The sequence below is a fragment of the Bacteroides mediterraneensis genome, from assembly GCF_900128455.1.
In the GTDB taxonomy this organism is placed as follows: Bacteria; Bacteroidota; Bacteroidia; order Bacteroidales; family Bacteroidaceae; genus Phocaeicola; species Phocaeicola mediterraneensis.
Genome location: NZ_LT635783.1, coordinates 955,713 through 966,822, shown reverse-complemented (window position 1 = coordinate 966,822; position 11,110 = coordinate 955,713). Strand labels below are relative to the sequence as shown.

General features: G+C 44.1%; 4 protein-coding genes, 2 tRNA genes, 1 rRNA gene and 1 other annotated feature (1 of these 8 running past the window's edge). All 7 genes read right to left on the bottom strand.

The features are described from left to right. Positions 1-309: a sequence feature (mutual gap in cmsearch alignment for this rRNA model is longer than 100), on the bottom strand (it extends 1,121 nt beyond the left edge of the window). Between the two features lie 177 nt (positions 310-486). Next, positions 487-560: transfer RNA gene (locus tag BQ7480_RS03830), tRNA-Ala, on the bottom strand. Between the two features lie 84 nt (positions 561-644). Next, a tRNA-Ile gene (locus BQ7480_RS03825) sits at positions 645-718 on the bottom strand. Positions 719-889: 171 nt separating this feature from the next. Beyond that, a 16S ribosomal RNA gene (locus BQ7480_RS03820) occupies positions 890-2,417 on the bottom strand. 1,765 nt (positions 2,418-4,182) lie between these two features. Beyond that, complete coding sequence (locus BQ7480_RS03810) at positions 4,183-5,697, bottom strand: SusD/RagB family nutrient-binding outer membrane lipoprotein (protein WP_072541791.1); 1,515 nt, start codon at positions 5,695-5,697, stop codon at positions 4,183-4,185. Positions 5,698-5,725: 28 nt separating this feature from the next. After that, complete coding sequence (locus BQ7480_RS03805; RefSeq protein WP_072541790.1) at positions 5,726-8,935, bottom strand: SusC/RagA family TonB-linked outer membrane protein; 3,210 nt, start codon at positions 8,933-8,935, stop codon at positions 5,726-5,728. Between the two features lie 411 nt (positions 8,936-9,346). After that, a complete protein-coding gene (locus BQ7480_RS03800) occupies positions 9,347-10,615 on the bottom strand; it encodes an adenylosuccinate synthase (RefSeq protein ID WP_022353512.1) in 1,269 nt (422 codons plus the stop codon). Between the two features lie 30 nt (positions 10,616-10,645). Beyond that, positions 10,646-11,104, bottom strand: coding sequence for a Fur family transcriptional regulator (locus tag BQ7480_RS03795; protein WP_072541789.1), 459 nt, complete (start codon positions 11,102-11,104; stop codon positions 10,646-10,648). Positions 11,105-11,110: the final 6 nt, after the last annotated feature.

Below are 11,110 nucleotides of genomic sequence, written 5' to 3'. Positions count from 1 at the left end.
TTGCGATGTCGCGGTCCTACAACCCCTCAGATGCCGTAACATCTGAGGTTTGGGCTGTTCCCCGTTCGCTCGCCACTACTGGGGGAATCATTGTTATTTTCTTTTCCTGCAGGTACTAAGATGTTTCAGTTCCCTGCGTTAGCCTCCATCTGAAGATGGATGTTATCTCTTCAAGATAACGGGTTGTCCCATTCGGAAATCCGCGGATCAAAGGTTATTTGCACCTCCCCGCGGCTTATCGCAGCTTATCACGTCCTTCATCGCCTCCGAGAGCCAAGGCATCCGCCATGCGCCCTTTCCTACTTTCCTTATCACGTGCACATTCCGTCTTTCGACGGGTGCGGGATGATATATACTTTTAGCTTTCGTACTAAAATTACTTTTTGCTTGTTACATCATGTCATAGACCGTTTCTTCAGTTAAAAGTTAATAGTTAACAGTTAAAATCACTTTTAATTTCCAACTCTTGCCTTTTAACCCTTCAAGTGGAGAATAACGGATTCGAACCGTTGACCCCCTGCGTGCAAAGCAGGTGCTCTAGCCAGCTGAGCTAATCCCCCGTTTTTTTGCGGCTGCAAAGGTAAGCATTTCCCTTCGTTCCTGCAAAATTTTAAGGAAGTTTTTTTCGCTCCCTTCTTTCGAGGTAGTCCCAGGCAGAGTTGAACTGCCGACCTCTACATTATCAGTGTAGCGCTCTAACCAACTGAGCTATAGGACTGTGTCAGTTAATAGTTAAAAGTTAACAGTTAAAAGCGAAAACCAAACTATTGACTGTGTGATTCAGTTCAACCTCGTCCGTTCCGACTCGGCTTCATCTTTCTCTCTTCTTATATCGAAAAACAAACTCATCTGCAGCACAAGGCAAGAACCTTCGTCGGTCCCTCTCCAGAAAGGAGGTGTTCCAGCCGCACCTTCCGGTACGGCTACCTTGTTACGACTTAGCCCCAATTACCAGTTTTACCCTAGGGCGCTCCTTGCGGTTACGCACTTCAGGTACCCCCGGCTTTCATGGCTTGACGGGCGGTGTGTACAAGGCCCGGGAACGTATTCACCGCGCCGTGGCTGATGCGCGATTACTAGCGAATCCAGCTTCGTGGAGTCGGGTTGCAGACTCCAGTCCGAACTGAGAGAGGCTTTCGGGATTGGCATCCGGTCGCCCGGTAGCTGCCTTCTGTACCCCCCATTGTAACACGTGTGTAGCCCCGGACGTAAGGGCCGTGCTGATTTGACGTCATCCCCACCTTCCTCACATCTTACGATGGCAGTCTGTCCAGAGTCCTCAGCTTCACCTGATAGTAACTGGACACGAGGGTTGCGCTCGTTATGGCACTTAAGCCGACACCTCACGGCACGAGCTGACGACAACCATGCAGCACCTTCACAGACGCCTTGCGGCTTGCCTGTTTCCAAGCAATTCGTCTGCAATTCAAGCCCGGGTAAGGTTCCTCGCGTATCATCGAATTAAACCACATGTTCCTCCGCTTGTGCGGGCCCCCGTCAATTCCTTTGAGTTTCACCGTTGCCGGCGTACTCCCCAGGTGGGATACTTAACGCTTTCGCTAAGCCGCTGACAGTCTATCGCCAACAGCGAGTATCCATCGTTTACCGTGTGGACTACCAGGGTATCTAATCCTGTTTGATACCCACACTTTCGAGCCTCAACGTCAGTCGCGGCTTAGCAGGCTGCCTTCGCAATCGGGGTTCTTCGTGATATCTAAGCATTTCACCGCTACACCACGAATTCCGCCTGCCTCAACCGTACTCAAGGACGCCAGTATCAACTGCAATTTTAAGGTTGAGCCTCAAACTTTCACAGCTGACTTAACGACCCGTCTACGCTCCCTTTAAACCCAATAAATCCGGATAACGCTCGCATCCTCCGTATTACCGCGGCTGCTGGCACGGAGTTAGCCGATGCTTATTCATAAGGTACATACAAACACCCACACGTGGGTGACTTTATTCCCTTATAAAAGAAGTTTACAATCCGTAGGACCTTCATCCTTCACGCTACTTGGCTGGTTCAGGCTCGCGCCCATTGACCAATATTCCTCACTGCTGCCTCCCGTAGGAGTTTGGACCGTGTCTCAGTTCCAATGTGGGGGACCTTCCTCTCAGAACCCCTATCCATCGTCGACTAGGTGGGCCGTTACCCCGCCTACTATCTAATGGAACGCATCCCCATCGCTTACCGATAAATCTTTAATCTTATTTGCATGTGCGCTTAAGATACCATCGGGTATTAATCTTTCTTTCGAAAGGCTATTCCCGAGTAAGCGGAAGGTTGGATACGCGTTACTCACCCGTGCGCCGGTCGCCATCAAACTTAGCAAGCTAAGTTCATGCTGCCCCTCGACTTGCATGTGTTAAGCCTGTAGCTAGCGTTCATCCTGAGCCAGGATCAAACTCTTCATTGTAAAATATTTTCTTACCCTTGCGGGTATTGTTGATTCTGTTCCAGGAAACCGATTTCTATATCCTTTTCAGGTTATTGACGGTTCTTGTTTCATCCCATATATACATTATATATAAGACTACTTCTTGTACTACATCTTCGTTTGTTTATCTAAAGTCTTTCAAAGAACTATCTTTCTTTCGTGCTCCCGTTTCAACGGGAAAGCGTTTGCAAAGGTAAGGCGTTTTTTCTTCCCCTCCAAATTTTTCCGAAAGTTTTTTTTCGAAAAAGTTTCTCGGGATGACCTCGCGGGGCTTATCCGTTTCTCGCTCCCTTGCGTCCTTGCAAGGTAAGATACTCGGGTGCAGCGCCTTTGAAAGTCTGCCTCTCTTCACCAGTCTGTCATTCTCAGCGGCTCTCCCTCTCGAAAGCGGTTGCAAAGGTACGCACTTTTTCCGCTTCCGCAACTTTTATCACACTCTTTTTTTCAAAAATTTTTGAAGATTTTTATAAGTCGCTGAAACAGAATGTGTTGCAGGACATGTTTTTCCAACACTTCCGAAAACGGACGGGAACATGGCTACATTATATATTTCGCGCGGGCGCGAGCGAGCGCACATACATGTACACGAAAAAGAAGAACATGTACGCGCAGAACTTGCAGCTGCACACACGAAGAAACCGGCTGAACAACCGTCATGCAACGGGAAAAACCGATGGAGACACAGAAAAATCTATCCATACTTGGGCTGTATTTTTTCAAAGGGCGGAGAAAAAACTGAAAAGAATTCGTTTCTGACCCCCCAAAAAATCCATGGTCTTCCGGATCTGTTTCCCGGAAACAGTCATTTTTATGCCAGCCGGAGAACAGAAACGTCCCAGGAACTGCCAATTTTATGTCATCCAAAGGACATAAATTTCCCGGATATGACCATTTTCATGCCAATCGGAAGACGAAAAAAAATAAATCTGACAACCTTTTTCTTCGCCCCGCTGGGAAATCCCGACCGGAATTCCTTTCCCGAAAGGCAGGAAATCCGAAAAAAATTTCCTGAAAAACTGGAAACGGAGCTACATATTCACAACCTAAACCGTGATTTTTCCATGCAGCACAACCTGAATCACCCCGATAATTTAAAACCACAGGCACATTCTTTCCCAAGACTCCCGATAGTTTTTATGTTTTTCTACCGGGAAACATACGTTTTCCCCGTCGGAAACCTACGTTTCACGGCAGGAAAACGTACGGCTCCCCTACCGGAAACATGGAAAACATAAAGGCAGCGGAAGGTTATCCTACCGACATTACTAGAATACAGCACGCATAAAGGGAAAACAAACGGACCGCTTACAAGGTACAAGGAAAGAACGGAAAGGCCACTCATGGGAAAAACTGAAAAAAACGGCTTACAAAAAACATTCAGGAAAACAGACAGATAAAGACAGTTCAAGCATCAGGAAAAAGGAAACCTCACATAAGGACATAAAAAAAGGAGTTCCGCTGAACTCCAACCTTTGTTAACCTTAAATCTAATACTATGAAAAACACAGTGCAAAAGTATTTATTTTATTTGGAATTGCAAAACCTAAGACTTAAAAACCATGTTTTACAACATATATTAACCACTAAAGAACAATATTCAAAGTGGTTAACAAATTTCATAAAATAAAAAAGAGGCCTCTCATCACTGAGAAACCCCTTCAAAATGCAAATTAAAAGAGAGACATATACATTAGTGTCTACTAAAAATGATAGCCTCTGTCCAATGTAAACTTTAAGAGTAGGATTAATATACACCCTCTCTGGTGTCCCACCACATAGGTTTACCCCATAAGTTATCCACGACTTCAGCATTATAAGGTGCATTGTTGGCCGCGTTCAAATTCAGTTCGGTTGAAGGATACGGCGAACGCAATGGGGGCACATTATGGTTTGCGTACTGAGCAGGACGCCCTGGAGCAATATAGTTGTTTTCAGGAACTCCCGTACGTCGGTACAACGACCAACCTTCCATCGCCTGCTTAAACATAGCGACCCATTCTTCATACCATATTTTCTTTAACGTATTATCAAATTTACCTCCATTTTCCAAGTACTCGGCTGCGTCTGCATCACTTACTTCATTTTCAACCATAGAAAAACGCACGGCTTTTTCATAGTTGGCTGCCGCAGTACCGTAACTACCAGTATCATAGTTCAGCATGGCAGCCTCAGCAATATGGAAATACACTTCGGCTACACGCATCCAAGGAGAAAATCCTCCTAAGTCCTGCCCGTATTTATAATTCCATACCGAGTATAACTTAGAAACAGCGTTGGAGGAAGCTCCGATAGTATATCCTCTATACACAGGAGTTCCATCGGTATAATCATCATCACCCTCCGTTTGACTGGCCGGCGTAGGAGTGAAATAAATGCCAATACGGGGATCGTTGGCCGCCAACAAATTGTCGACCATCACGTCGGACGCACAATATTCCGTTTTACGTGTACGATACTGGTCGGCTATCGGCTCGAAAAAGTTGGAATCGGACCCCTGCCACCAGAAGAATGCATTGTCATCATTAGAGTCCATAATCGGATAGCGTGAAGGATCACCCAACACTTCCTCAACTGTTGATTGTGCCAGCTCAGGGCTTACCTCAGATATGCGGATAGCCAAACGAAGGCGCAGTGAATTGCAATACTTCTGCCATTTGGTGATATCCCCACCAAACAATAAATCACCATCGCTGATATCATCGGTTCCCTCATTGCTGGCGAAACCATCGGCAGCTTCTTTCAACTTCGCAAGCAAGGCCGGATAAATATCTTCCTGCTTATCGTATTTAGGAGTAAGAATACCTTCACTCATTTTTACGGCATCGCTGTAAGGAACGTCACGCCATCTGTCGGTAGCGACCTGCATGACAGTTACTTCCATCACTTTGGCCACATTCAGAAGATTCGAACCGGACGTAGCACGTCCCTGCAAATCCATCACATTATTCAGGATACGATATACATATTCCCAGTTGTTGTCTTGTATATTCGTACGATAGCTGTAACGCGATTCATCGATGTAACTCATCTTTGCCGCATAACCGCAGAAAGTCATAGGCTCATCCATCGCAAACCAGCGGTCATTGAATCGATAGGAAGTGTAGTAAATAACATAAGCAAGAAGGTTCCCATTTGGAACATTGGTTGCATTGTCCGGGTCTTGGTTGATTTCCTCGAACGAGTTCGTACATCCGGTAGCACTCCAAATTAAAGCTCCAGCCATGAATGCCATGGTGATTTTCTTAATATATCTTTTCATATAGTCAGTTCCTTTTAAATTAATTTTATCAGAATGTTACTCCTAATTTTAAACCGATGCTTCGTGAAGGAGGGTAAGAGTTTGATTCGAAGCCTACGTCTCCATTGCTTGAACCCGTTGTAGATTCCGGATCAAGGTGAGTGAGGTTCGAACTATGTACCCATAACAGTGCCAAGTTTGTTCCAACCAATGAAATTTTCGCTGATTTGATGAATGTATTCTTCAACAACTGTTTAGGGAAAGTATAAGTAAGATGTGCTTCACGCAACTTCAAGTAAGAACCATCAAAGACTGACATTTCACAGATGGTATAGAAGTTATAGAAGAAGTCTTCCGCATTCACTGCCACATCATTGATTTTACCGTCGGCTGTCTTGAACACTTTGTCGGTCAACACGTTCTTACCTGCAATAACACCGTTTTCACGAATATCTCCCGCTGCAGTAAAATCATATATACCTGTCTGTGTACCAAAAGCCTGTGAGATAGAGTAAACGTCTCCCCCTTTGCGGAAGTCAAGCAAGAACCCGAAACTCCAGTCTTTGTAAGTAAATTCGTTGCTCCAGCCAGCCAGCCAGTCCGGACTTACATTTCCAATCTTTTTTGCACTCTCATATACCGGCATTCCGTTTTCTACCCGAATGGAACCATCGTCATTATATACATATCCTGTTCCCACAAGTGTTCCCCAGCTTTCACCAGGTATTGCATAGCTGGTACAGCTCCAGCTGCTTCCGATTTCATAAGCGTCCAGTTTCTGTCCGGTAACAGGATCAGTATAAAGTTCGTCGATACGGCTTTTATCCTTTGCCCAGTTTAATGTGGTAGTCCAGCTGAAGCCTTTTGGATTACGGAAAATATCGGCCGACAACTGAAGTTCAACACCTTTGTTGCTTACCTTACCCGCATTGATATACATAGAACTATAACCAGTGGAAGTTGCGACATTGGCTTGCATAATCTGATCGGTAGTAACCTTCTGGTAATAAGCTCCATCGAAGTGAATACGATTATCCAACAAGCTTGCCTCAAGACCGACTTCCCATGTCTTTATCATTTCAGGGCGCAGATTACGTGCGGGATAAGTCGTAGGATTGTAGTAAAGCGTAGTACCGTTAAACGGTGCAGATATGACTGAATAATATGAGTTAGATACGTATGGATCTGTTGCATTACCGATTTTAGCCCATCCACCACGAAGTTTCAGGAAATTGAGAATACCCCCACTGGTCAGCATCGGAAGTGTTTCTGTCAAAATCCAGCTACCGCTAAATGACGGATAGAAGAATGCATCCTTAATGGTAGAATCCCAATCGTTACGCACACTGATATCCGCATAAAGCTGATTTTTCCACCCCAATGAAAGGTTGGCGTACACAGAGTTCGAACGCCGTGTCTCATGGTTCTGTGCAGTATAAGCTGTTCCTTTTGCATTCGCCACGGTATAAAGCCCGGGGACGGTCAACTGGTCAGCCCCTATTGTATTGATTTCATACGCATAATCACGATAGTTAGCTCCAGCCAACGCATTCACATTGAGGTCACCGAATTGCTTGGTGAAGTAACCGATGAAATCAGCATTGATTTCCGTGGTACGACGATCATAATTACGGAAATATCCATCCGGGTAATCAACGCTCCATTCTATATTAGACAGCTGGTTTGAATCAAAATGATCAAAACCAAGGCGTCCTTCAAACTTCAACCAGTCAGTAGGCTTGATAAAAATAGAAGACTTGCCATAGAAACGGTCACGGGTATATTTGTTCAAGTTATGGTTCAACACCCAGTACGGGTTCATGGCATAAGCCTGCTGCCAGTTGTAATGAGTATAATTACCCATCTCGTCCTTTTGGTCATAATTTGCCTTCAAATCCTGTATGTCAATCTGGCGTCCATGCCATTGCAGCAATGACTGCAGTACGTTTGAGCCGCTGTATCCGGTTCCAGGAAGATTGTCACTCTTCGTGCGGACAAAGTTTGCAGACAAATCAAAGTCAAGATACTTGTTTACACTCATTTTCGAGTTTATGGCAATAGAGTAACGTTTTTGGTCTGTGTTGGGTGTAGTACCTTTCTGGTCGCGGAATCCCAGCGAAGCACGAGTTGATGATCTTTCATTGGAAGTAGTCAATGAAATCATGTGGCTCTGTGAGTAACCAGTTTCAAAGAAATCTTTGATATTGTCCGGATGAGACACCCACGGAGTAGCTTGGCGCACACCGTTAACAACCGGACTATTATATTGTGGAATCATCAGACCGATATCCAAACGCGGTCCCCAAGACTCGTCGGCGTTGTCATTCACCCCATTTCCCATACCATCGTAGTAGGAGAATCCATGCTCTACGGCAAAGTCGGCGTATGACATAATATCGCTGTAACCTCCTTCTTTCCAGTCGAACTCACTGCCGTAATATCCCTGCCCGTATTTGTTCTGAAGTTTTGGCAAGTTATAAATCTGGTCAACCGTAAAACTTCCGTCATACGATATCTGTACACCTTTATCTTTTTTACCCGACTTGGTTGTGATAAGGATAACACCGTTTCCGGCACGCATACCATAAAGGGCTGCCGAACCACCTTTCAATACCGATATGGATTCAATATCTTCCGGATTAATATCATTCAAACCTGAACCCAGATTGACATCTGAACCGGTTCCGTTATCGTTCTGTACAGGCACACCATCCACTACAATCAAAGGTGCATTGTTTCCGAATGAAGAATTACCACGGATTACAATATTTTGAGAGGCTCCGACCTGTCCACCTTGCGAAGTAATCTGTATTCCGGCAATCTTTCCCGAAAGTGCATTAGCCACATTCAACTGTGCAGCTTGAGTAATTTCATCCGATTTCACTTCTTGCAAGGCATATCCTAATGCTTTCTTCTCTCTTGAAATACCCATTGCGGTAACCACTACCTCATCCAAGGTTTCCGTATCCGACTGCAATACAATCTTCATATTGGGCTTTATCGCTACCTCCTGACTTTTCATTCCTACAAATGAAACAATTAAGGTCTTGCTTCCAGCCTTCACACCTGAAATCTCAAAATTACCATCCACATCGGTAATGGTTCCTTGGGTAGTACCTTTCACCAGCACTGATGCTCCTACAATAGGAAGCCCGTCTTCTTCTGAAGTCACCACACCTTTCACCGTTAATCCTTGCGACCATGCTACTCCCATCCATACAAACAGAAAGGTCAGCATCAATGTAAGTTTCCTTTTCATAAATCCCTCCTTTGATTAAACATAAATAAATCTCGTTTAGTTAATAAAATACATTATAAACACACATTAAAGCTAATTAACAACACCACAAAGATATATATTTAATCAAACAAATAACAAAATATCACAGAAAAATAATAAAAAACACCAAAACGACATATCAAAACGAATATCAATTCATCTTTAATACAACAACCAATAATATAAACAGCAAGAAAAACAAAGAGAATAAACAAAAGATAACAATAAAAGCCGTGAGATAAAAACAAAATCAAAAAGCAATATATAGATAATTACACCTATCAAAAAGCTAGAAACAACAAAAGAATTAAGACATAATCAGCTTCATTAAAAGAACAAAAAAAGCCATCCTTAAAAGGATGGCTTTCCCAATTTATTCAGATAAATAAATCAATCCACGTAACGTTCGATTGTCTGTTCACGGTCGGGACCTACAGACACAATCTTAATCGGAGTTCCCAACTGTTCTTCCAAGAAAGTGATATACGCATTGAATTCTTCAGGGAATTCATCCTCACTCGTCATCTTAGTCATATCAGTCTTCCAGCCCGGAAGCTCTGCATATACCGGTTCTACTCCTTCTGTAATATCAAACGGGAAATAATCGATTTCTTCCCCATTCACATTATACGCCACACACGCCTTGATAGTGTCAAAACCGTCCAGCACATCGCTCTTCATCAAAATCAACTGAGTAACCCCGTTAATCATAATCGCATAACGCAAGGCAACCAAGTCAATCCATCCGCAACGACGTTCACGACCTGTCACAGCTCCATATTCATGCCCCAAATCACGGATTGTCTTACCAGTTTCATCGAAAAGTTCGGTAGGGAACGGACCTGACCCCACACGTGTACAATAAGCTTTCATGATACCATACACTTCACCGATTTTGTTAGGACCCAATCCCAGTCCTGTACAAGCACCGGCACAAATGGTATTGGAAGAAGTCACAAAAGGATAAGAACCAAAATCTACATCCAGCATGGTCCCCTGAGCACCTTCACAAAGTACAGACTTGCCTTCATTCAGCAGACGGTTCACTTCATGCTCGCTGTCTACCAAATGGAACTGACGAAGGTATTCAATACCTTCCATCCATTGTTTTTCAAGTTCTGTAATATCATATTCATAATTCAAACTCTTCAAGATGGCTTCATGACGAGCCTTGGCCGCAGCATATTTTGCTTCAAAGTTATGCAGGATGTCACCCACACGCAATCCGTTACGGCTCACTTTGTCAGTATAGGTAGGGCCAATGCCTTTTCCGGTAGTTCCTACTTTAGACGCACCTTTGGCAGCTTCGTATGCAGCATCCAGGATACGGTGGGTAGGAAGAATCAGATGGGCTTTCTTGGAAATGTGCAAACGTTCTTTCAACGGATGTCCGCTTGCCTCCAAAGCTTCTGCTTCCGCCTTGAACAAAGCCGGATCAAGCACCACTCCATTTCCAATAATATTCACCTTATCACCCTGAAAAATTCCAGAAGGAATAGAACGGAGCACATATTTCTGACCTTCAAACTCAAGAGTATGTCCGGCATTCGGGCCTCCCTGAAAACGGGCCACCACATCATAACGGGGAGTCAACACATCGACTACTTTACCTTTTCCTTCGTCGCCCCACTGTAAACCTAGCAAAACATCTACTTTCATGATTCTTTTTGTTTTATATATTCTTTGGTATTATTTCTTCTTCCGTTTCGCCGCCATGCACTTGTTGCACAAGCCATAGATGTATAAGGAGTAATGCGAAGCATAAAATCCCTTCAGCTTTGTCTGCGCAATCGCCTGTTTCAGGTTTTCATCTTCAAACTCTGACACCTTTCCACAGCTGGTACAAATCATGTGATGATGGGTTTCATTGTTATACGAGCGTTCATACTGGGAAGTATTGCCAAACTGGTGCTTAATGACCAATCCGGCATCTATAAGTAAAATGATGGTATTATACAGGGTAGCACGACTCACCCGGAACTTCTCCTTTTCCGCCATATAGCTATACAACTCATCCACATCAAAATGCCCTTTGATGGAATAAATCGTCTCAAGTATGGCATAACGTTCAGGCGTCTTCCGATGTCCGTTCTTCTGCAAATACTCCGTAAGGATTTGCTTGACTGTATCTTTTATATTTTCTTCCATCCCAAT